Below are 21,779 nucleotides of genomic sequence, written 5' to 3'. Positions count from 1 at the left end.
CTCGAATTAATGACAAAGCTTTTTTATCATTCACTCAGCCGTGGCCTATCTCTATTTTTACTGACTCTTTTAGTTAGCGGCTGCCAAATCGACTCCGAACCCAAAAGTGAACTGGACCAAATTCGCGAACGTGGCGTTTTGCGCGTTGGTACATTAAACAACCAACTTTCATACTACATTGGTCCTGATGGCCCTTCAGGGTTGGATTATGAATTAGCTCGTGAATTTGCGGCACAACTGAATGTAAAACTTGAGATGAAACCCGCTTATCGTCTTTCAAGTCTGTTCCCCGCACTGAAAAATGGCGAGATCGACATTATCGCTGCTGGTTTAAGCCAATCAGAAGAACGACTTAAAGATTACCGAGCAGGCCCAGCTTACTATTACGTATCTCAACAGGTTGTTTATAAAAAAGGACAATGGCGTCCACGTAATATTCAGCAATTGATGGAAAAGCAAAAAGAGCTTGAAGAAGCAAATGAGGGACAACCGGTTTTCAGCGTGGTTGATGACTCTCATTTTGAAACCACATTAAATGCATTGAAAAAAGACTACCCAGATTTCGATTTCCACATTGATAGCAATTCTGATGTGAATGATCTGCTCAAAAATGTTACCGACGGGTCACTACTTTTTACTATGGCTGATTCGGTAGAAGTATCGCTTTCTCAGCGTATTTATCCGGATCTTGCAGCTGCATTCGAAGTGACTGAAGACCAACCAATTTCGTGGTTTATGCGCCGATCACAAGATGAGAGCCTATACGCGATGATGATTGAGTTTTTTGGTGAGTTAAAACAATCCGGTTCGCTCGCGTCATTAGAAGAAAAATACATCGGTCACATCGGCACTTTTGACTACGTGGATACTCGCGCCTTCATTCGTGCACTTGATAATCGCTTACCAAAATGGGCACCACTATTTCAGAAATACTCAGATGAGTTTGACTGGCGTTTGATTGCAGCCTTGGCTTATCAAGAATCTCACTGGAACCCTAGAGCCAAATCACCGACAGGTGTACGTGGCATGATGATGCTAACCTTACCAACAGCGAAAAGTGTTGAAGTTTCAAACCGTTTAGACCCAGAACAATCGATTCGTGGTGGTGTGGAATACTTGCGAAGAATGGTTGCCCGCGTACCTGATTCTATATCAGATCACGAGAAAATCTGGTTTGCTCTCGCCTCTTATAACGTCGGTTATGGACACATGATGGATGCTCGTCGTCTCACCAAGCTTCAAGGTAGCGATGCTGATACTTGGGCGGAAGTGAAAGACCGACTACCTTTGTTACGCCAGAAGAAATATTTCTCTCAAACTATTTATGGTTACGCGCGCGGTGATGAAGCCAAGAACTATGTTGAAAACATCCGTCGCTACTATCAAAGTATCATTGGTCACTTAGAGCAGCAGAAAGTGCTCAGTGTGGAATCAGGTACCGATGACATCACTGTTATTCAACTACCTGAAGAGGATCTCAGTGACGAAAACGCACTCGATGAGTCAACGGATGATTCGCAAAACGATGAAGAAAGTTTAGATTCTGAGCAGGAAGAATCAATAAGCGATAATCCTGCATCAATTCAAAAATAAACACTTGATTTTTTTTGTCTGAACCCATAAATAGATATGTGCATCCGCTCTTACTCTACAAACAAAAAACAAGTAAGAGTTGGATACATAGAAACGTCAAATAAGTTTGCTAATTTGTAAATTTGACAGTTTGGCGCCCTGATTGGATTAATAATTGGGGTTTGTTGTGATAGTTAGTACTGAAAGGGGGATGTTTTATGCTAAAACGTAGGCCTAAACTCCTTAGCAAGGCAGTATCAGCTAACCGCCGTCGTCGTATGCTAGCCAATACAAAAAAGAAAGTGCTAGCACGTCACCGAGCGTATGTACATTTGGAAGATTAGTACTCGTTACAAGCTGATATTTTAGGGAGCAAACATCTACGCCCGTAGATGTTTGCCAAAATACCCACCACAATTGATATCTTTTCTTTTATCTCTTTCGTTTTCTTCTTAGCTTTCTATTCTTTTTCGTTTTGTTGATATTGCTTTTGTAGATCTTTCATTGCTTTGATTTCTTTACGGCGACGTTTAAAGAACGCTTGCAGCTGTTCGCGACATTCGTCTTCCAGCAATCCCTTCTCAATGGTTGCGTAATGGTAAGCCGCAGGACTATCAAAGATGTTCATGACTGTACCCGCAGCCCCTGCTTTAAGATCAGGCGCACCATATACAATACGCTTTACGCGACTGTGTAGCAAAGCCCCTGCGCACATAGGGCAAGGTTCGAGAGTGACATACAAAGTGGTATCGAGTAATCGATAGTTCTGTAAGTGCTCTCCCGCTTCACGTAACACCTGAATTTCAGCATGAGCTGTCGCATCATGGCTGCCAATTGACCGATTCCAACCTTGGGCAATGATTTCTCCATCTTTAACCAATACTGCACCTACAGGAACTTCGCCTTGCTCTTCAGCTTTAGCCGCTAAAGCTATGGCTTGGCGCATAAAGTATTCGTCTTGCTGAGTAAATTCAGCTTGGGGTTGAGTCATTGTTTTTCTCTTATTAACACTTGTATTTGCTTATCTTTAACGAACAAGTACTGTTCCTTGTTCCGTTGCGGACGCAATTATACAACAGCTTCACCAGATAAACCCTGAGTAAGGTAATCCACCAGCAAACGTACTTTGGCTGAGAGATGGCGATTGTGTGGATAGAGCGCCCAAACACCCTCTCGGTCATCACGATAAGGAGATAGCACTTCAACCAACGCACCGGAAGCTAAGTGTTCACTGACATAATAATCTGGCAGTTGTACCATCCCCATTCCTCGCAGCGCTGCATCTAATAACACAATACCGCTGTTACAGTTGATGTTGCCTTTCACACGAATAGAACGAGATTGCCCATGCTCTTTAAAGCGCCAGTGTTCATAAGTTCCAATCAGACACTGGTGCTGAGCCAGTTCAGACAAGGTATAAGGAACGCCATAGCGCGCTAAGTATTCCGGCGTTGCGCATACATGCAGTTGTCGATTACTCAGTTTCTTCGCTCGAAAGCTCGAATCCTCTAATTGCCCGAGTCTGATAGCTAAATCCACGCCCTGCTCGATAAGGTCGAGTTTTTGGTTGGTCAGTACTAACTCTAAGTTCAACTGCTCATGTTGCTGCAAAAACTGATGAAGCAGAGGCGCAATTTTCTGCTCACCATAGGTCACAGGCGCAGTCACCTTAAGTTTCCCTTGCGGTGTTTGCTGCATTTGGGTGACGGTTTGTTCAGCTTGTTCCAAACCTTCTACCAATACACGACACTGCTGAAAGTAAACTTGGCCAGCTTCAGTCAGTGATACTTTACGTGTCGTTCTCACCAGTAACTTAACTTTCAGTCTTTCTTCAAGGGTTGCAACTCGTCTGCTGATATTGGCCACAGAAGTGTTTAAACGCAGCGATGCTTGAGTAAAACTTCCACACTCCGCCACTGCGATGAACTCGTTAATCCCTTCCCAACTCGCCATCAATTCCCCTTCAATTATTACAATAACGTAAAAGTTATTCTCATTTTCACCCAATTATTAACTAAAGAGAAGCTTCTATACTAAAAGACTATTCATGGTGTTTGGAGTACACCCAACACTCCTAGTAATTGCATTGAAAGGACGATCACATGTCACAAGACAAATTCATAAAATCACGCGCAGCCGTTGCGTGGGGACCAAACCAGCCACTTAAAATTGAAGAAGTGGATGTGATGCTTCCTCGTAAAGGTGAAGTTTTAGTACGTATTGTGGCAACCGGTGTTTGTCATACAGATGCGTTTACTCTCTCTGGTGAAGATCCAGAAGGCGTATTCCCTTCTATTCTTGGTCACGAAGGTGGCGGTATTGTTGAGATGGTTGGTGAAGGCGTCACTTCTGTCGAAGTTGGCGACCACGTGATTCCTCTTTACACCGCAGAGTGTGGTGAGTGTAAATTCTGTAAATCAGGAAAAACTAACCTATGCCAAGCGGTTCGTGCGACACAAGGTAAAGGTTTAATGCCTGACGGTACGACTCGCTTTTATAAAGATGGTCAGCCTATATTCCACTACATGGGCTGTTCAACCTTCTCTGAATACACGGTACTTCCAGAAATTTCATTAGCGAAAGTAAACAAAGAAGCACCTCTTGAAGAAATCTGCCTGTTAGGTTGCGGTGTAACAACGGGCATGGGCGCGGTAATGAATACCGCTAAAGTGAAGAAAGGCGACACAGTTGCTATCTTCGGTCTAGGCGGTATTGGCCTTTCAGCAATTATTGGTGCTCGCATGGCTGGTGCAAGCCGCATCATCGGTATTGATATCAATGAGAAGAAATTCGAGTTAGCTAAACAGCTGGGTGCGACAGACTGTATCAATCCGCAGCACTTCGACAAGCCTATTCAGGAAGTCATCGTTGAAATGACAGACGGTGGCGTGGACTTCTCATTTGAGTGTATCGGTAACGTCAATGTAATGCGTCAGGCGCTTGAATGTTGCCATAAAGGCTGGGGCGAATCGGTTATCATCGGTGTTGCTGGTGCTGGTCAAGAGATCTCAACTCGTCCGTTCCAATTGGTGACAGGTCGTGTTTGGCGCGGTAGTGCATTTGGTGGCGTTAAAGGTCGTTCACAACTTCCGGGTATTGTTGAGCAATATCTTGCTGGCGAATTTGGCCTGCAAGAGTTCATCACTCACACCATGCCATTAGAAGAGATCAACGAAGCGTTTGAACTTATGCATGCTGGTGAAAGTATCCGTTCTGTTGTTCACTTTGATAAATAAGAACTTCAGCGAATAGAATCAGCATATACCCGAGATATAGAGTGGCTGTGATAGAACGCAGTCACTTTAATATAGCTGGGTATAGGAGGAATAATGAGTTTAATTAATCATAGCCAAGCAAAAGTGTTCGATGGCTGGCATAAGCAATACATTCATCAGTCCAGTACGCTGAATTGTGAAATGCGCTTTGCTATTTATCTGCCTTTAGAAGCGACTGAAGATAACCCAGTACCCGTATTGTATTGGTTATCAGGGCTGACCTGTACAGACGAAAACTTTATGCAGAAAGCTGGCGCGTTTAAAAAAGCAGCAGAACTCGGTATTGCGATTGTTGCCCCTGATACCAGCCCTCGTGGAGAAGGTGTCCCGGATGATCCAGAGGGCGCTTACGATTTCGGTCTTGGCGCAGGTTTTTATCTCAATGCAACCCAAGAGCCTTGGCAAGAGCATTATCAGATGTACAGCTACATTGTTGATGAACTGCCACAGCTGATTGAAGCGCATTTCCCTGTCAGTAAGCGCAAGTCAATTTCTGGTCATAGTATGGGTGGGCATGGTGCACTGACGATCGGTATTAAAAACCCAACTGCCTATTCGTCTATTTCAGCGTTTAGTCCAATTTGTCATCCAATGGCGGTGCCTTGGGGACAAAAGGCATTTCGTAACTACTTAGGTGAAGATAAGACTAAGTGGCAACAGTACGATGCGGTTGAGCTAATGAAAACCCATTTAGTCACCACACCAATGTTGGTTGACCAAGGCAATGCAGATAGCTTTTTAACCGAACAATTAAAACCAGAGACACTGCAATCAGCCGCCATCGAAGCAAAAGCCGATTTAATGCTGCGCATTCAACCTGGGTATGACCACAGTTACTACTTCATCCAGACATTTATCGATGATCATCTAGAGTTTCACGCTAAATATCTCAAAGCAGAGTAACTGTTTGCCTAAAAATAAAAGCCCGTATCGCGGGCTTTTTTGCATGCATAAAATAAGAGTCAGTCAAGCTCAACTATTGGGAACCAAACTCACTAAACCTAGAAATCATAGTTTGTAAGTTCACCGCGTGTTTATTGCCATGCCTGTCCAACCAAGAAGCTTCTATATCTACCGTTTTAAGGCTTCCCGATAAGCTGTTAGGTTCACTAACACTCCAGGTTAATGTATAAAAACTCCCAATTTGTTCTGCGCCAGAAACAATATCAGAGTCATAGGAAGCAACAGCAAAAGAAGTATCACTGGATAAAGCACCTCGTGTTCTAAACCATTCCAGTTTCTGTTCTGCAAGGTTTAATGCTTCAATACTGTGTAACGCAAAATCAGCTCTCTGTTCTATGTAGGATTGCAGTTTGATCAATCCCAAAACACTTACACCAATTAATAAAAACGTAATCATCACTTCAATTAAACTGAAACCTTGCGCTTTAGTTCGCATACCAAGATCCTTGTCTCCATCTAGGAGTATTGATATTGGCTTGGATACTATCAATAACATCACTATTGAATCGAAAATCTAACGAGTCATAAAATACGGCAGCCTGTCCCGGAGTATCGAAATACTGTCCACCAGCAAACGTAAAAGCTCCGTGTTGATAATAGGAAGTCTTGCTACGATACGATTCCTCGACAACACTAGGCACATGATTTAAATACTGATTAGCTTCAAATCCTTTCCAAAGATCAGGGGTCACAACAAACTCTGTATTGAAGTGAAACATAACTCCTTTAAATGGTTGTGCAGTAGCACCACCATCTGGCTTTCCCATTAGTGACAACAGTCCATCATGAACCAGTATTAACACCCCCTCCGTAGCGCCTGTAGCGTTGACCAAATCGTTGTATTCCGATCGCTTAATCTCGCAGCTACCCTCAATCCACAAATAGTGTTTACCAGTTCGAAAATGATTGGTAATCACTTGCCCACAGTTATGCACTACTTTCGGAAAACCCTGACCGACGATAACAGTTATCTGATCTTTATCTTTCACTTTATTGTGCTCGGTTGCTGGGATACCAAAAAACTGTTCAAACAGAGAGAGATTTTCGTCACGGACAAAATCTCGACCAAGGTTTCCCCATGAAGCCCCCAAAGACTTATGAGCAGGAGCGCATTCTTTACCTTTAGACTCAAAACGCTCATAGGGCTTCTTACCATGAATGACCCCTTTGTTGTCGATCACAGGCGCGTAAAAGCGATTTCGATAACGCAGTGCGACACACTCCCAACCATATTGCGAAAGCTTGCCGGGATCCGGTGTTGAAAAAGAGGCACTGGAATAGAAAAACAAGTCAGCGCTTGACTGCATTGCACCAGACTTTGCTTCGCTACTCATCAAAATATCTTTCTGAACGGTGCTGTGATTTGCAACTGCAACGATACGTTGACCGTAGGGGCGAGGAACGAATTGAGCGATAACTCCCTGCCCCGAGTCGCAGTCAGTCACCAGCTGAGGCACCTTATTTTCCGTTCTAAACTGGGCGTAGGCACACTCAATAGCCCCTTCTGCTAACCAGTGGTTTTGTCTTGTTTTCACTTCATTTTGTGAACGCTTAATCTGATAGAAAAGGCTCTTGTACGAGCCTAGCGTTATCACTAACGCAACCATGAGCAGAATCGAGGTGATCATTAATGTTGCGATGCCGTTTTGGCAACTTGGTTTCATTGCCAATTCCTCTGCTTAACTTTAATTTCTAGGCTTTGACGAATACTTGTGTCCCGAGTCAAAACGGCAGATAAACGCACAGTTAACAATGCACTCTTTGATTGATTTTCAAGTAAATGGCGATGAACAGAAAAATCGGTAACATGAATCTGATGAGGGTCAAACAAAGAATAACAGTTGCCATTAACGCCTGAAGTTGTTGCCTTAGCTACGCTTATTGGCGATGAGTTTCTTTTTTCACACAACATTAATCGAGATGTTTGCGCTTGATATTTGTAAAACACATGCTGATATTCAGATGCCGAGTTAGAAACTACTTTGTATACATACCCCAGAATCGCACTATTGCTGTCTATATGCATAACTTCCGTCGAATCTGAAAACATCACAGACTTGGAAACATCATCTTCAAAACCAGCCCTTTGAACGTCCTCTTTAAGTTGCTGCATAACACTGGTCATGTTTTGTAACAGCATGATCTGTTTCCCCTTTTCAGCAGCAGAACGCTGAGTCGAGATAAAAACTCCGCCCACGATGACTAACGCCATGCTACCCATCAAAGTGGCAATCATCAGCTCAACAAGCGAACTACCTGAAACATTTTTAATCACACTTCGGATAGCCATACAGTGCCTCTGCTTCCCCACAAATAATAATTCGACTCGCGCCAAAAGAACTTTTTAGTAGTAGCCGTTTACCTGCAGAAAGCGCTAATGACAGGCTCATATGACCATTGGTAATTTTGCCTCGCACGCCATCAAATTTGATTTGGTTTGATGTGTACCCAGATGAAAAGGTGACATCGCGATATTTTCCCCCGCTCATCACTTGAATCGTTTGTCCTCCGTTATTGTGGTCAGAGTCGGTTAAGCGTATTTCCCACAGTTCAGGGCGGGTAGGATCATTTGATAATTGAATGTGAGCCCAGAGATCTTGATTTCGATATATCGCCTCTGATTTAGCCTGAATAAGAAAACCGTGCAGGTCTTGAACAAGAGTGATAATTCTCTGTTTTTGTTGAAATTGATAGAAATTAGGTGCAGAGAAATAGAGCAATATTGTTAAGACCGCCAACGTTATTAGCATCTCTAATAAAGTGAACCCGCGAAGCATTTCCCAAATTCCTCTGTAAACCTTGTAAAGAATATGAATCAACTTGCAAGGATACTAACAGGTAAGAAAAATGGCGGAGATTGATATGGAGAAGTAATAGAAATGATTCGAACAATTTACTGCAAGATCGCACCACGTAAGCAACAAGGTTTGACACTCATCGAATTAATTTTCGTTGTCGCCATCATCGGTATTCTAGGTGCCATCTCTTACCCCAATTACAGCGACCACATCAGAAAAGTTCATCGAAAACAGGCAATGTCAGATATGGCTAAATTGCAGCTCTATTTAGAAGAACACTTTAATAACGGTTATTCAGCTGATGCAGTGCTGAGCAACGGGATATGCGGCAGCTTTTGCGAAACAGATAGCGATAGATATGAAATATCGGTAACCACCGGTCCAACGGGCTACCTGATTACAGCAACACCAAAAGCAACAAAAGGACAAAATAAAGATACCTGCTTAGGTAGCGTGTATGACAAGTTAACCCTATCCCATACAGGCGAAAGCTTGCCCACAGTTTGCTGGTTATAATCGCAAAGAGCCAAGAAGGAAAAACCTTCTTGGCATAGCTTCAACTAAATTTTGATGGTTTTCGTTTCGTTCAAATGAACAATCTCAATTTCTTGCCCATTAAAACTCAGTGTCGGTGCTTCGATATGCGCACTACTTTTTCCAGCAAATATCGCAGAAGCTATCCACTGACGACCAACATGAATATCGTGCGTTGAGACTGGAATATATGTCTGCTCAGGATAAAGGATATTGGAATTGGGTGGAGTGGTAACACACTGGGTATCCTTAGCGCTGTTTAGTAAATCAACTACTTGTGACTCTAACTCCTCCGTTACTACACGGCATTGAGTCTGCGACGATTCAATCACTGATTGAGGCAGCTTTTTGATAGAAAAGCCTCCTTCTACAGCCTCCAACTCTCGCTCACTATCAATACAATGCAGACGGATGTGCCAGTCAGAACAAGGAATTAACCACGTCTTTATTACAACGTTTTTCCATGGTCGCCACGTTGAGACTATATATTGATCCGTTACGTCAACAGACTCACACTCTCGGCGACCGCGGTAATAACCGTCACCTTCACTGAGCAGCAACATCGAATCACAGGCATTGTGTTTAAGCTGATAACGACCACGCTCAAGCGTAAATCCAAATAGATTGGAATAGGCAAACTTGGTGTATTTCGACTCAGTATTAACATAGTTGTTGAGTTCTAGCTGACCAGACGTCAGCATCCACACATGCTTTGACTCATCACTGTGGGTAATGATCTGATTGGCATGAGGAAGAATATGTATTCCGCTCATTGCAGGCAAAGGCTTCTCTTCGGCTTGCCAGAAAGGATGTTCTTCCCCAAGAGCAACCACCAAAAAGACTTTCGCCGCCCAATAGGTTGAGCCGGGCGCATTATAATCTTCAGCCATGATTAAATTGGAATAATGGTAGCCAATCGTCAGTAAACCTTGATGATCAAAAATGGGCTGCTTAAACCAGAATCGCAGATGACGCATCAGTAATCCTTTAACCACTCCAAGATCGTAAATATCTTCATCAACAAAAGCGACCGCGCTCCAAAATGCAGCTTCAGCAAATCGATAGGTTAAGCTGCGTCCGAATGCGATAGCGTCCCCATCTTTTGCAAACATCCATATAAAATCGTTAGCAAACAGTTTTGCTCGCTCAACAAACAGAGCAGAACGTGCTGGGTCATGAGATTTCATCAGTTTGGCGTAAAACAGACTATAGAAGTGGAATCCCATAGAGATGTAATAATCTCTAGGTCGACCAATACCATCACAATACCAACCGTCTGCTAGGTAATATTCTTCAATTTTGGCAAAGTGAAAATCTAGGCTTTTCTGATCGTAAGGCTTACCCGATAGCTGAAAACCCATCTGCACCATAATTGGAAAGAAATGCCAGTTATTATCAGGAATAGCCGCCCAAGCCGATTGCTCTAACCAAGTCTGGACATTGTTTGCTTCTGATTCGCTAAAGTGGTTCCAAAAACCTTCCCCAAGCAGAGCCATTCCGTAGCCATAAACCGCCATTTCAACGGCTCTTTGATCAAAATCGTTTATCTCTCCCCAATATTGAGGGTGATTTGGATCTGTACCAACTCGTATTGCATCAAAGTAATGCTCAACATTAGAGCTATTAAAGTCACCTGAAAGCAGAGGAAAAACACCCCATAATAGACGCGAGAAGGCTTCCATCTCAGCGATTTTCTTTCCGTAATGTGTGGTGGTTTCACCTAAAGCTAATCCACTGCATCCGGCTGTAAAAAAAGGATCCACAGCTTTAAGCAGTTCTTGGCAGCAAGCGGCTAACTCGTTGCGAGTTGCTAATGGATTATTGCTCAGAAATTGTTGAGTTTTGCTCATGATTTTTCTCTTAAAAAATACGCCAACTGAACTTAGAATTTTCCGTTTTTACTCTTGCTCGATATAAATTCTCAGGCCAACACTGCCTCAATCGGGCGTCATCAATATCTACGCTATCAATGTCGACATGGATAGATTGATCAAACTGAATTTGAGAGCTTCCAACTAAAATGTGCTTGTCAAAGACTTGAGGAAAGGAAGAAAAAATCAGTGAAAGCACCATTTCACTACCGCCTTCAACCTGCTCTTCAACTTGAATGTACTGCCCTTTAACATGAGTGACTTTGCGTCGATAAGATTTGAGATTTGCCTCGGGTGGATAAGCGTTGGACAGTTCCATAGCGATAGAGCTCACCTGAGGTGAAAACTCGACATTGACATCCGTTGCAGCGAAACTTTTACCGTTGTTTTGCATCACGGCTGAAAACGTTGGTAGGTTGTGCCAAGCACTCTGCATGGTCCATATCTCGTAGCGCCGCTCAGAAAAAGTCTTTTTGGTATAGGTGCCAACACCAACATCAATCAAGATTGGTTTACCAGCTTTATAAACAATGATGTTGCCGACATCGTTGTGATTGTGGCTATCTGCGTTATGCCCCGCTTTAACACTCAAAGCAAAGCTATTATCTCGCGAGATAAACTGACCAATGCTTGGATAATATACGTCCGGCTTAACACGCTCTTGTTCAGATAGTGACTGTTGGATTCGGGCACTCATCGCCTGCGCAAAGAATGCACCTTGTAGCTGATAATAGAGGCTGTATTCGTTTGCCAAACGGCTCTTTCCGCCGTTATTCACACTTCTTTGCCAGTCTTCCAATGCGTGCTGAATCAATACAGGAGAGTCTGTGGCAACGCCAAATAAGTACTCTCTGACATCACAAGAGTCTATGCGCGGAGCACTGTCCGCAAAGTTAAAATACCATTGCTCGTTAATATGGTTATTGGTGATGAAATTCGCCATGTTTTTAACTTTCGTTTCTTGAAAAACATTGAGATAAAAACCATCACTTACCTGATTCAAAATATCGATGCAGTTGAAAAAGCACAATCCTGCATGTCGGTAATAGACCACACCTTCGTTGCATGCACCGTCATCACCATAATCCTTCAAAAAACAGTTCAGAGCGTATACTGCTTTCTCAATCGCTTTCTGTTTCTTCTCTTGTGAATGAGGAAGAACAAAGAAAGTCAGCAAGACATTCTGCGTGCACCACGGCGTCCAGTTACACATAGATTCATCGCCATTTCCCATCCACCAAAAATGAGAATCAAGGAAAGGCTCAACAATCCGTTTAGTCACTTCAAGATTGAGTCTCTCTAACACAAAGGGGTATTGATGTTGTAGATCGGCTTGAAGTAAATAGTGCACCAGTGACAGCAATGCGCCAGTTTCTGCGGCAAATAGATCAATAACGGGGCGGGTAGTATCTGGGAATGGGTACAAGGTTGAGTCACGAACATATCCGTTATGAGCAGGTAACTGCCAGCCCGACTCTTCGCATATCAAGATAATGCCATCAACAATCTGAGCCAATAATCTCTCATCGGGGGAGAGACAATAGCCGAGCGTTAAATCAATAAGCATTTCTCGACGCTGAAAATATTTGGCTTCAAAATTCACCCGATTTCCCGACTGTGAAAAAGCCAGATAATCCGAAGCAAATAACTGTGTCCACGCCGATTCGTAAGCTTTAGCCAAATTCGTTTGAATCACCGACTGAACCCAAGACGGTAAAGCTTGCCACGCATTTCTGTCGTCGCAAGCTGGAAAAGGAGTCAGTGATGAAAGAGTTCGAACGTTAGTAAACGCTTGTACCAGTTCCATTGTCATTCCTAAAAGTAGAGCCACGCAGAACGTGGCTCATTTCAGATTAATTAAGTACTTGTGCAACGTCTTTGTTAAGCATCTTCAACGCATCATCAATGCTTTCACTTTCAGTCATGATTGCATCGTGTGTACGGTTTAGAATCACTTCAATTCGTGGAGTTAAAGAGTCAACAGGCATTTCTAGGTAAGTCTTGCCAATTTCAAGAGCGGCTAGGCTCTTCGCATCTTTAGGGAAACCGTCACGATTAGCCGCAATCTTCAAGATTTCTTCGTTTTGGTTAGCAGGGAAACCACCCGCTTTGGCTACAGCCAGCGCACCGTTGTGACTTGCTGCGAACTTGATGAAATCTAATGCTGCTTCTTGCTTATCAGAGTTTACGTTAACTGCAAGGCTGGTTACCGTTGCGGCTGTAGTACCCGCTTTCACACCTTTAGGGTGAGGCATTTTCACGATGCCCCACTCGCTGGCTTTACTCTCACCGGTTTTCAACTTCGCAATTTGTGTAGAAATAAACCAAGAACCCATAGGAAGCATTGCAACTGTTGAGTTAAACCAAGGACCTGAGTAGTGAGTGCTGGTTGCTTTTAGTGAAGCGTAACGAGGAACAGTACCCTCTTGTTGCAGTTTCAGAACACGCTCGTAGTAAGGTTTTAGGAACGAGTAATCTTTGCTGATCAACGTCTGTTTGCCATCAAACAGAGAAGGAAGCTGAACCGTTGAACGCCAAGTGTGGTAGTAAGCACCGTAGTTTTTGTTCGCACCAAAACCGCTGGTGACTTTCTCAGCTAACGCATCAAACTCTTCTAGCGTCATATCATTGCTTGGATAAGGTGTATTCGCCTTATCAAACAAAGCTTTGTTGTAATAAAGCACCCAGAAATCAAGGCGGATTGGCAGCGCATAAAGTTTGCCGTCAACAGTGAATTCGTCAATCAAACCTTGATAAGTAGCGTTATTTTTTAATTCGTCTGTTGGTGCACTTGTCATGTCTACCACGTTGTTTGAACGAATTAGGTCTGTGTACCCCGGAACATCTTTAACGGTCACGATATCAATGTTCTTCGCGCCACCAGAGAGCTGAGTCATCAGCATAGAGTTGTAATCCGCACTGCCTAAATCAACGGAGTTAACTTTCACATTTGGGTGCGCTTTCATGTAAGCATCTGCAATAGCGTTGAGTTCTACGCCGCTTGATACATCCCAACGAGCCCAGTTCAGGGTAATCGGGTCATCAGCGGCTTGAACTACACCGCCTACGGATAACAGAGATGTCAGGCAGAGTGTTGTAAGTTTTTTATTTAACATGACAAGTTCCTTCTATTTCTCGCTTTTTGGATTTATTCATCGTGTTAGCTATAAACAGCAAACACAGAGGAGGCATGATTGAAATAATAAATAAGAAAGATAAGGGAAACATCGCAACGGCAATTAATACAAATAAGCCAACGATTATGTTTATTTTTATAATTAGCGACGGTTTACCCATTTGTTTCAGCAAGGATTGTTTTAGTGTCTGTAAGTTACCCTCCTCCGGCTTCTTATTCAGGTATATAAATATTGTTGCAACCCACATAGCAAACACGAGTACAGAGACAGTCAAAGGCAGGCTGTAAATCGTGGCATGCTGTGTAAGTTGAAAGTAGATGTAGCCGCTGTAGGCAGGGATGCCGCTAGTAATCATCATCGCCCATAGGAAAGCGCAATCTCTGATGCTGACCTTTTTGAAATGCCACTTAAAGTCAGCGTACACAGACACACTTTTATCCTGAACCATCCTTTCGCATATTTTGTATGCAGCAATCAAACTGGCAGGAATAGTCACAACCAGCAACATTGAAATAAGCGTCAGTATATTCAGAACAAATAAATTCCACAGCTCGCGAAAAATAACGGCAAGTATAGAATTGTTGTCTTTAAATATACGGAGCATGGTATTCCTTAGCTTATAAATGCATTAACGACTGGGTCGTTTTTTCATTAAACAAATGAGCGTGTGTCATATCGACATATAAGGTTAACTTGTCGCCCACTTTGGCATGCAAACGTGAAGTGATTTTTGCCACCATTTTGTGCCCTTTACAGGTCAGGCTAAGATGTACTTCTGAGCCCATAGGTTCAGCAAGATCCACTTCAAACTCCATAGGCGTAATCAAACTCTCATCGATATCTTTTGGCGCTTTGACGTAGATATCCTCAGGGCGAATCCCCAACACTAACTCTTCATTCAATTGAGCATCCAAGGTTTGCGCAGAGAAACGCTTTGGCAACTTCAGGTTTGTTCCAAGAGCCGAGACTTTAAAATCGTTGCCATCCAGTAGCAGTTTTGCAGAGATGAAGTTCATTTGTGGTGCGCCAATAAAGCCCGCAACAAAGATATTGGCAGGGTTATCGTAAAGCACTTGTGGCGTGTCAACCTGCTGGATAATGCCATCTTTCATGACCACAATTCGGTCAGCCATGGTCATTGCTTCAACCTGATCATGAGTCACATAGATAAAGGTTGAATTAAGGCGTTTATGTAGCTTACTGATTTCTGCACGCATAGTGCCACGCAGTTTGGCGTCAAGGTTCGACAAAGGCTCATCCAACAAGAATACTTCTGGATCACGAACCATTGCTCTACCTAAAGCCACACGCTGACGTTGACCGCCAGACAAAGCTTTCGGTTTACGGTTAAGCAGGTGGGTGATATCGAGTATGTCAGCCGCTTCTTGAACTTTCTCTTCGATGATGTCTCTATCGACTTTACGCAGCTCTAAACCAAACGCCATGTTTTGGTATACCGTCATATGCGGATATAGCGCGTAGTTCTGGAAGACCATCGCGATGTCGCGATCTTTTGACGGCACATCGTTGACGAGCTTCCCGCCAATCATTAGCTCACCACTGGAAATGTCTTCTAAGCCCGCAATCATACGTAATGTCGTTGATTTACCGCAGCCGGAAGGACCAACTAAGATGATGAACTCTTTATCTTTAATTTCTAAATCGATGCTTGGAACAACAACATGTTTGTCGTCATAAGTCTTATTAATTTTATGTAGTGATATAGCAGCCATGTCTCTGTTCCTTTTACCAATACGGGTTCCAGTTGGTGGTCAAACGTGTCAATGCTTCAAGGTAGAAGTAATCTCCCCAAGAGACACACTCATCAACACCCTCTTCAGTACAGGTGTTATAAGGACTTTTCTTCGAATAGGTTCCATGTAGCAACAAACCGTTCGACTGTGTCGCGTCTGTTACTGCGTAATTGTCGATTAAGCTTTGAATCATTGAGCAAGCAATTGCTCGGTATTCTTTCGCTTTACCCTCTTCAACCAGATCCGCCATTTCCAATAGACCACAGGCAGTAATAGCAGCAGAAGAAGAATCTCTTGGTTCGCTGCTTCCGTCAGTAAAAGTCAGATCCCAGTACGGAATTTGATCTTCTGGCAAAAACTCCAAATACACCTTCAGCACTCGCTCAAACACATCGAGATACTTCTCATCTTTGGTGTAACGGTAAGCCAGAGCGAAACCGTAAATACCCCACGCTTGCCCACGAGCCCACGTTGAATCGTCTTTATAACCTTGGCATGCAGAGCCATATGATGGAGCACCCGTTTCCATATCCATAAAGAAGGTATGGAAGGTAGAGCCGTCTTCACGCACTGAGTTTTGGTATGTTGTTTCCGTGTGCTTCAGTGCAATATCAAGGTAGTGTTTGTCACCCGTTTGGTCGTAAGCCCAGTACAGCAAAGGCACATTCATCAAACAGTCAATGATATAGCGATAGTTGTCCGGCGCATTTTTCTCACCCCAAGCCTGAATGAATTCACCCACAGGCTGGTAGCGGGAGCACAGTTGGTCAGCAGCCAACAGTGCTGCTTTTTTCGCATCTTCATCTTTGGTGAGCATCCATGCTGCAACACACGATGGGGTATACAAGAAACCCATATCATGGTGTTCAACTTCGATTAGGTTTTCGATACGGTGCTTGAAGCTCTGAACCTGAATCTGCGCTGCATATTTGAAGATTGGATCGTGCGTCAACTCATAGCTTAACCAGATTGCTCCCGGCCAAAAGCCAGTTGTCCAAAGGTTGTTATCACATGCTTTATAAAAGTTGTTTTCACTCGAGTGGAACTGGCTGTCATAGGTGAACTGCTTGAGATTGCCTTTGACGATAGAAACAGCCTGCGTGATCGCGTTATTCAGACTCTGCTCTGAAAGTGTTTTGATATTCATTTAGTTAACCTTTTAAGCCTGATGAAGCGATACCCTCTACGAAGAAACGCTGTAGAGTTAAGAAAACAATCAGTACGGGAATTAAGCTCACAACTGATGCTGCCATGATCAGGCCGTACTCTGCTGAGTATTGAGAGATAAACATACGTAGACCTATCTGAATGGTTTTAAGCTTGGTTTCCGTCAGATAAATCATTGGTCCTAAGAAGTCGTTCCATGTTGAGACGAACGTAAAGATAGTCAGGGTCGACAATGCAGGTTTAGAAAGTGGCAGCATGATTTTGTACCAAATCTGGTACTCGTTCATGCCGTCAATTCTCGCCGCTTCACACAACTCGTCCGGAATGCTCATGTAGAACTGACGCATCAGAAACACACCGAAAGCGGTAAATGCTTGTAAACAGATGATCGCTGCGTGGGTGTTGTTCAGCCCAATCTCCCTCATCATGATGAACTGAGGAACCATGTAAGAGATCCAAGGAACACTGATAGTCGCGACATAGCCAAGGAACAACGCATCGCGATACGGAAAACGCAATTTGGCAAAGGCATAGGCTGCGAAACTTGATGTCAGCAACTGAAGAATCGTTACGATTACGGTTAATTTTGCTGTGTTGTAGATAAACAACGCCAGTGGGATTTGATCCCAAATATCAACAAAGTTTTGCCATCTTGGTACTGATGGAATCCACTCAATCGGGAATACGAACACATCCCTACTGAGTTTCAGAGAAGCAGACAACATCCAGATAAATGGAATGATCATTACAAGCGTAATAGCAATGATGACTGCATAGAGAACAAACTTCTTAATTGTTTCCTGCTTAGTTTTAGATTGCATTTTCATCTTATTACTCTTCGTACTTCTTGGCGTATTTGAATTGAATAATGGTCACGATAAGCACTAGTAAGAACAGAACAATTGCAATCGCTGATGAGTAACCTAAACGCCAGCTCACAAATGCTTCGTTGTACAAGTGGTAGCCCAATACCATGGTTGAGCTGCCCGGACCGCCCTGAGTAAGAAGTAATACATGATCAAACACTTTAAAGGATTGAATCATCAGCATTACTGAAACGAAAAACGTGGTGGGTGTAAGTTGAGGCACTGTGATTCTGATGAACTTCTGCCAGCTATTAGCACCATCGATATCGGCCGCTTCATACAATTCAGAGTTGATGCCCTGTAAACCTGCCAAATAGATCACCATGTAGTAACCCATGTTTTTCCAAACACCGAATAGGATGATGGTTGGCATAGCCCAGTCTTTATCTGCTGACCAGCCAGGCAGGTTTTGCGGATCAACACCTGAGTTGTAAAGCAGCATATTGACCGGACCCATATCAGGGTTGAAGACCATGTTCCATACCACAGCTACTGCCACCAACGACGCCACATATGGGAAGAACATTGCGGTTCTGAACAAACCTCGTCCTTTGATTTTTTGATTGAGCAGTACTGCGATAGCGAGCGCCGAAACTAAAGTAAGAGGAACAGAAAACAGCGTATAAACAATCGTATTCCAGAGTGAAATTTTAAAAATACGGTCTTCTAATAACGCAAAGAAATTATCAAGCCCAACGAACTCCATAGGATTAGAACCATCCCAGTTCATGAAAGCTAATAAGAAGGCGAATCCAATAGGTCCGAGCGTAAATATTGCAAAGCCTAAAAAGTTGGGAGCAATAAAAGAATATGCGGTAAGCATATCTCTCACTTTGCGATTCTTTCTAGCTTTTGCTTTTTCAGGATTTATTTTCACGGCCAGTGCTTGATCAGACATAGATAAACTCAATCTACTGAAATGAATTTATGTTTATTCAATCTAATAAATAAACGGCTTATTGCGATTATCTCCATAATCAAATCTATTATTCGGTATCAGTAACGATAAAAATGAGAGTACGATCAACTTACACATGGAAAAACAGGTAAATGTAAAATTTACACATAAACCAATCTTTTTACGTAAATAGTGAAAACTGTAAAATCAATATAATGCATTGTTTTTAAAGAGAATAAATAAAATACATCATTACATGTAAAAATATTCACATTTTATTTTTAAGGCTAAAATTAAATTAGATTGTGACCGAATATGCGAATTACCACTATCGATGTAAAAATTACTTCTCACTCCAAAATAACTGTGTTCAGATAAAAAGAAATTACAGATCGAATAAGTTTTGCCATGAAGCCTACCCTAGAAAACGTTGCCAAATTAGCGAACACCTCTATTGCGACCGTATCACGAGCGTTAAATGACAGTGGATACGTGAGTGACGATCTGAAATTAAAGGTGGAACAAGCCGTCAAGCAATTGGGCTATAAAAGAAAGGTCTATAAATCCCTTCCGCTTTCAACATTGAGCAAAATTGTTGTTATTACTAATGACGATTTCTCTAATCCAAATAGTTTTTATTATGCGGTTTTGTCCGGATTGAAATTCGAAGCTGAGCGACTAGAAATAGAAATTGAAGTGGTACTGATCGACAGTCTTCGAGAAAACAAAGAAGCACTTGAAGAGCAATTTGAAGGCGCTGACGCGGTGATTATGGTCGGGATGGAAAATCCTAACTTGCTAGATGTACTGAAATCTATCGGCAAACCTGTGCAGATTATCAATGGCAGTGACCCTTCGATGCAGTTCTCAAGTATTTCACCTGACTATGAATACGGTGGCTACTTAGCCGGTCAATACCTGTTAGAAGCTGGCAACAGGAACAACTGCATCATCACAGTTAACTTTCGCCAGTCGTTAACCGACCGACAATTAGGCTTTCAGCGAGCACACCGACAAATAGACATTCACCCAGAGCGAAGTTGTAAAGTGATAGATCTGGTCGAATATGCGAAAAAGCATGACCCAGAGTTGCATGACAAAATCATTCATGGCAATGCAGGCGGAGATTTTGGCGCAAAATATCTGCTACCGAAAATCATTGATGATGGTCTGCTTAATAACATTGATGGGGTTTTCTGCATCTGTGATTTGATGGCGATATCTCTCATGCAGACATTAAAGAGTAAGAAAATGGCGGATATATCGATCATCGGCTTTGACGATTTACCAATATCTTCTCTGGTTACGCCACAGCTTACGACAATCCGTTCTAATTACTATGATTTAGCCAAACAAGGTTTAGCTATGCTTATCAGTAAGCAAGCACACAGCACTATTAGTGGAATCCGCTCTTACATGGCGGTTGAGTTAATTGAACGTAATTCCGTCTATCCGCAAAAACACACTCAATAATCCCAGATTTTACATACAAATAAGGCCAGCAATGCTGGCCTTATCTTTATATCGAGTCACTAAGATTAGCTGGTTAGATCATCAAAGAACTTCTTAACGCCGTTGAAGAAACCTTCTGATTTTGGTTTGTGCTTTTGACCTGCTTCACCACCAAAAGAGTCTTCCAGTTCACGTAATAGTTCTTTTTGACGAGAGCTGAGTTTCACAGGTGTTTCTACCACCAGCTTCACTAGCAAGTCACCAATTGCGCCACCACGTACACTCTTAACGCCTTTACCACGCATACGGAACATACGCCCTGTTTGCGTCTCTTCTGGCACTTTAAGGTTTACACGACCATCAAGGGTTGGTACTTCAACTTCACCGCCAAGTGCTGCCATAGCAAAGCTTACAGGCACTTCACAGTAAAGGTTATTGCCGTCACGTTCAAAAATATGGTGCTCTTTCACGTGAACTTGTACGTATAGGTCACCTGCTGGCGCCCCCATCTCTCCCGCTTCACCTTCGCCAGACAAGCGAATGCGATCGCCTGTATCCACACCAGCAGGGATCTTAACGTTAAGCGTTTTAGTTTTTTGCTTGCGACCTTGACCATGACAATCATTACATGGGTCTTTAATGATCTTGCCCTTACCGTTACAGGTAGGACAGGTTTGTTGTACAGCAAAGAAGCCTTGACGCATTTGCACTTGACCGTGGCCATGACAGGTTCCACAGGTTTGTGCTGATGTGCCTTTCTTAGCACCAGAGCCATTACAAGTATCACAATGAACCAGTGTTGGTACTTCAATTTCTTTGCTACAACCGCGAACCGCTTCTTCTAGAGACAGTTCCATGTTGTAACGTAGATCAGCACCACGCTGCGCACGAGGACCGCCGCCGCCACGACGAGCACCGCCGAAGATGTCACCAAACACATCACCGAAGATGTCACCAAAGTCAGCACCGCCACCGCCGAAGCCACCACCGCCCATGCCGCCTTGTTCGAAGGCTGCATGACCATATTGGTCATAAGCGGCTTTCTTCTGATCATCAGTCAGAATTTCGTACGCTTCTTTTACTTCTTTAAACTTATCCGCAGCAGTCGCATCACCCGGATTGCGGTCTGGGTGGAATTTCATTGCTAGGCGCTTATACGCCTTTTTAATATCGCGCTCTGAGGCATCACGGCTAACGCCTAATACTTCGTAAAAATCACGTTTTGACATGTTTTAAACTACCAATTACTTTCAGCGAGAAGCGCTGTGCTTCTCCGTCTTTTATCAATCAATCTAGATAATATTACTGACAACAATTTTATTATTTACTTAGCAATCAATATGTTGATGCTATGAGTTGACGAGCAAATAGTATTATCTGGATAGACTCTACATCTACAAACATGCGGGCGAGAGAGAAACTCTGACGCCCGCAAGTAAATAGCATGAATCGTGAACACAGATGACTTGTAATGTAACAAGTCATCCGCTTA

Annotated in this window: 21 protein-coding genes; 6 read left to right on the top strand and 15 right to left on the bottom strand. The window is 43.0% G+C overall.

The genetic code is table 11. From position 1 onward, the window contains the following. Positions 1-9: 9 nt before the first annotated feature. Positions 10-1,593 carry a membrane-bound lytic murein transglycosylase MltF gene (mltF, locus tag ACOSVQ_RS00485; RefSeq protein WP_491980654.1) on the top strand — a complete coding sequence of 528 codons (1,584 nt, stop codon included), beginning with the start codon at positions 10-12 and terminating at the stop codon, positions 1,591-1,593. Between the two features lie 197 nt (positions 1,594-1,790). After that, positions 1,791-1,916 (top strand): hypothetical protein, encoded by a 126-nt coding sequence (locus ACOSVQ_RS00480; RefSeq protein WP_281347259.1) that lies wholly within the window; start codon positions 1,791-1,793, stop codon positions 1,914-1,916. Positions 1,917-2,032: 116 nt separating this feature from the next. Here ACOSVQ_RS00480 and tadA read toward each other — a convergent pair whose 3' ends face one another. Together tadA and ACOSVQ_RS00470 are read right to left on the bottom strand one after the other, a co-directional pair. Further along, positions 2,033-2,563 carry a tRNA adenosine(34) deaminase TadA gene (gene tadA / locus ACOSVQ_RS00475; protein ID WP_491980653.1) on the bottom strand — a complete coding sequence of 177 codons (531 nt, stop codon included), beginning with the start codon at positions 2,561-2,563 and terminating at the stop codon, positions 2,033-2,035. Positions 2,564-2,640: 77 nt separating this feature from the next. Continuing rightward, entirely contained in the window at positions 2,641-3,525 is an 885-nt protein-coding gene (locus ACOSVQ_RS00470; protein WP_491980652.1) for a LysR family transcriptional regulator, read from the bottom strand. A 149-nt stretch (positions 3,526-3,674) separates the two neighbouring features. On the opposite strand from ACOSVQ_RS00470, the gene ACOSVQ_RS00465 reads away from it, so the two are divergent. Together ACOSVQ_RS00465 and fghA are read left to right on the top strand one after the other, a co-directional pair. Next, the gene (locus tag ACOSVQ_RS00465) at positions 3,675-4,808 is read left to right on the top strand and encodes an S-(hydroxymethyl)glutathione dehydrogenase/class III alcohol dehydrogenase (protein WP_491980651.1); all 1,134 of its coding nucleotides are present in this window, start codon (positions 3,675-3,677) and stop codon (positions 4,806-4,808) included. 93 nt (positions 4,809-4,901) lie between these two features. Continuing rightward, complete coding sequence (fghA, locus tag ACOSVQ_RS00460) at positions 4,902-5,750, top strand: S-formylglutathione hydrolase (RefSeq protein ID WP_491980650.1); 849 nt, start codon at positions 4,902-4,904, stop codon at positions 5,748-5,750. Positions 5,751-5,823: 73 nt separating this feature from the next. Here fghA and ACOSVQ_RS00455 read toward each other — a convergent pair whose 3' ends face one another. Genes ACOSVQ_RS00455 through ACOSVQ_RS00440 form a run of 4 tightly spaced genes read right to left on the bottom strand, consistent with a single transcriptional unit; the run spans position 5,824 to position 8,587 of the window. Continuing rightward, entirely contained in the window at positions 5,824-6,246 is a 423-nt protein-coding gene (locus ACOSVQ_RS00455; protein ID WP_491980648.1) for a type IV pilus modification PilV family protein, read from the bottom strand. Further along, a complete protein-coding gene (locus ACOSVQ_RS00450) occupies positions 6,236-7,474 on the bottom strand; it encodes a hypothetical protein (protein ID WP_491980647.1) in 1,239 nt (412 codons plus the stop codon). The genes ACOSVQ_RS00455 and ACOSVQ_RS00450 overlap by 11 nt, the downstream gene beginning before the upstream one ends. After that, complete coding sequence (locus ACOSVQ_RS00445; RefSeq protein WP_491980646.1) at positions 7,471-8,100, bottom strand: pilus assembly protein PilW; 630 nt, start codon at positions 8,098-8,100, stop codon at positions 7,471-7,473. Before ACOSVQ_RS00445 ends, ACOSVQ_RS00450 begins: the two co-directional genes overlap by 4 nt. Further along, positions 8,078-8,587: a GspH/FimT family pseudopilin gene (locus ACOSVQ_RS00440; RefSeq protein WP_491980645.1), complete on the bottom strand. Its 510-nt coding sequence runs from the start codon at positions 8,585-8,587 to the stop codon at positions 8,078-8,080. The genes ACOSVQ_RS00445 and ACOSVQ_RS00440 overlap by 23 nt, the downstream gene beginning before the upstream one ends. Before the next feature lie 96 nt (positions 8,588-8,683). Between ACOSVQ_RS00440 and ACOSVQ_RS00435 the strand changes: the two genes are divergently transcribed. Then, entirely contained in the window at positions 8,684-9,124 is a 441-nt protein-coding gene (locus ACOSVQ_RS00435; RefSeq protein ID WP_491981103.1) for a type IV pilin protein, read from the top strand. Between the two features lie 44 nt (positions 9,125-9,168). Here ACOSVQ_RS00435 and ACOSVQ_RS00430 read toward each other — a convergent pair whose 3' ends face one another. The 8 genes from ACOSVQ_RS00430 to ACOSVQ_RS00395 are packed head-to-tail and all read right to left on the bottom strand — an operon-like array spanning position 9,169 to position 18,835. Then, complete coding sequence (locus ACOSVQ_RS00430; RefSeq protein ID WP_491980644.1) at positions 9,169-10,992, bottom strand: DUF2264 domain-containing protein; 1,824 nt, start codon at positions 10,990-10,992, stop codon at positions 9,169-9,171. A 10-nt stretch (positions 10,993-11,002) separates the two neighbouring features. Then, entirely contained in the window at positions 11,003-12,820 is a 1,818-nt protein-coding gene (locus ACOSVQ_RS00425) for a heparinase II/III domain-containing protein (protein ID WP_491980643.1), read from the bottom strand. Positions 12,821-12,866: 46 nt separating this feature from the next. Then, positions 12,867-14,129, bottom strand: a complete 1,263-nt coding sequence (locus ACOSVQ_RS00420; protein ID WP_491980642.1) for an extracellular solute-binding protein — start codon at positions 14,127-14,129, stop codon at positions 12,867-12,869. After that, positions 14,119-14,754 (bottom strand): hypothetical protein, encoded by a 636-nt coding sequence (locus ACOSVQ_RS00415; RefSeq protein ID WP_491980641.1) that lies wholly within the window; start codon positions 14,752-14,754, stop codon positions 14,119-14,121. The genes ACOSVQ_RS00420 and ACOSVQ_RS00415 overlap by 11 nt, the downstream gene beginning before the upstream one ends. A gap of 13 nt (positions 14,755-14,767) precedes the next feature. Beyond that, a complete protein-coding gene (locus tag ACOSVQ_RS00410) occupies positions 14,768-15,883 on the bottom strand; it encodes an ABC transporter ATP-binding protein (protein WP_491980639.1) in 1,116 nt (371 codons plus the stop codon). A 13-nt stretch (positions 15,884-15,896) separates the two neighbouring features. Continuing rightward, positions 15,897-17,051, bottom strand: a complete 1,155-nt coding sequence (locus ACOSVQ_RS00405; RefSeq protein WP_491980638.1) for a glycoside hydrolase family 88 protein — start codon at positions 17,049-17,051, stop codon at positions 15,897-15,899. Between the two features lie 4 nt (positions 17,052-17,055). Beyond that, positions 17,056-17,898 carry a carbohydrate ABC transporter permease gene (locus ACOSVQ_RS00400; protein ID WP_416922796.1) on the bottom strand — a complete coding sequence of 281 codons (843 nt, stop codon included), beginning with the start codon at positions 17,896-17,898 and terminating at the stop codon, positions 17,056-17,058. Positions 17,899-17,902: 4 nt separating this feature from the next. Next, complete coding sequence (locus ACOSVQ_RS00395; protein WP_416922798.1) at positions 17,903-18,835, bottom strand: carbohydrate ABC transporter permease; 933 nt, start codon at positions 18,833-18,835, stop codon at positions 17,903-17,905. A gap of 408 nt (positions 18,836-19,243) precedes the next feature. Between ACOSVQ_RS00395 and ACOSVQ_RS00390 the strand changes: the two genes are divergently transcribed. After that, on the top strand, positions 19,244-20,308 hold the full coding sequence (locus ACOSVQ_RS00390) for a LacI family DNA-binding transcriptional regulator (protein ID WP_491980637.1): 1,065 nt from the start codon (positions 19,244-19,246) through the stop codon (positions 20,306-20,308). A gap of 65 nt (positions 20,309-20,373) precedes the next feature. On the opposite strand, the gene dnaJ is transcribed toward ACOSVQ_RS00390, so the two are convergent. Continuing rightward, on the bottom strand, positions 20,374-21,516 hold the full coding sequence (dnaJ, locus tag ACOSVQ_RS00385; RefSeq protein WP_042489044.1) for a molecular chaperone DnaJ: 1,143 nt from the start codon (positions 21,514-21,516) through the stop codon (positions 20,374-20,376). Positions 21,517-21,779 lie beyond the last annotated feature (263 nt).

The sequence above is a fragment of the Vibrio sp. HM8-C genome, from assembly GCF_058630515.1.
Note: the sequence above shows the minus strand (reverse complement) of the source record. Positions and strands in the feature narration are given on the sequence as shown.